The sequence below is a fragment of the Stenomitos rutilans genome (assembly GCF_059505485.1).
In genome coordinates this window covers 1-1508 of sequence record NZ_JCACKR010000039.1, presented here as the reverse complement: position 1 = coordinate 1508, position 1508 = coordinate 1, and the positions used below count along the sequence as shown (strand labels likewise).

At 46.4% G+C, this 1508-nt stretch carries 1 protein-coding gene; it reads right to left on the bottom strand.

All coding sequences use genetic code 11. The annotated features are described in order from the left end of the window. Nucleotides 1-260 precede the first annotated feature (260 nt). A complete protein-coding gene (locus tag AC5JLP_RS06150) occupies nt 261-1364 on the bottom strand; it encodes a tyrosine-type recombinase/integrase (RefSeq protein WP_496067040.1) in 1104 nt (367 codons plus the stop codon). Between the last annotated feature and the right edge of the window lie 144 nt (nt 1365-1508).

The following is a 1508-nucleotide window of genomic DNA, read 5'->3' as shown; positions in this document are numbered from 1 at the left end:
AACCAAGTAGCACTTTTTCAAAAGCTAGCTTCTGGAAAAAGACAACCCCATCTCACTTGAGACCCATTAGTCTCAATTCAAAAGCTAGCATCTGAACAAATGCTACTTGGTGTAAACGCTGTGTTATCGTGAGTCTCATAAGACTTGCTTGAGACCCTCAGCGTTAGTCGTCGATTCAAACCCTTTTGGCGTGTCCTGCTTTTTTTGTAGGTACGCCAGTTTTTTTCTAAAGTTAAACTAAAAACTTTAAGTTTCTGAGACTAACCATCATAGGACGGTAACTGAACCCCTTTTACTGCATGACCGTAAACGCTACTAACCATGCGTAAGTCTCTGTGCCCTAGCAGCTTTGCAGCGTCAGCAAGGGTGCCCCCGTTCTCTATCACGGTAGAGGCAGCGGTATGACGAGTGACGTAGGGGCGCTGGTAAGGGATACCACAAGCGATTAAAGCGGGTTTCCAATAGCGGTCACATAGGTTGGTGTCATCCAGGGCTTCTCCTCTGCTGTTGCAAAACACGAGTTCACTGAAGACACCGTTTTGTATCTGCCATGCATATGCGTTGTCTATACATATTGCTAGCTCTCGATTCATGGGCAACATCCTTACGTCGCCCGCTTTAGTGTGCTTCCTTACCCGTCCCTTAGCGGTTGCGGAGCTATCGTCACCTCTAGCAAGCACAGAATCTATTGTGATAGTTTCGCTCTCATTATCTACTTTGCTTGTAAGTAGCCCTATCACCTCTGCTGGACGGCACCCAGTAAGGAAGAGAAAAGCATAGTACGCTCCTACCATCGTGTTACGGCTGTATAGCTCCTTCAGTACTGCCTGTACTTGCTCACCTGTAAACGGTTTCACCCTGGTAGTTTCACCTTGTTTAGGCTTTAGGTTGCGGTAGGGGTTAAGCGGTAGGTATCCTTCACTCACCAGCCAAGCACCGAAGCGTCTGAGGCAACTTATACGCCCGTTGTAGCTACTGGGTTTAAGGTGACTTAAATATTCAGGGATAAGAGCGGGGTGGAAGCTTCTAACGTCTTGCTTCATTAAAACTTGCAGCACTGGTTCATAGTGTGTTCTGTAGTTTTTGTCACTAACCTTCAAATGTTCCATCCATAGAGCAAACATCTCTACAGGAGTTCCTAGACGCTTTACTGCTTTCCCTAATCCTGCTTTGTAAGTGTCTAGTGTGGTATCAAATCGTTTCTCTAGAATATCGGCTTCTATGAGACGTGCAAGAGACTCAGCTTTAGCTTTATCGCTATGACTATCCCAATTACCTAAGCCGTAGAGACTATATCTTTGACCGTTCACTGTCCACTGTAGGTACAGGTTCCCTCGGTTCTTCTGAAGCTTCAAACGAGCCATCTCTTCCTTCCCTTGCATGCGTTCTTACATGCGTGATGTGTAGGGATAGGCGTAACGACTACCAACAGGGGTTTACACGTAGTTCTCTAGAACCATGCCATTGGTGCGCTCCAATCGTTGCGTCTTGTCCTTGCCGATATAGTG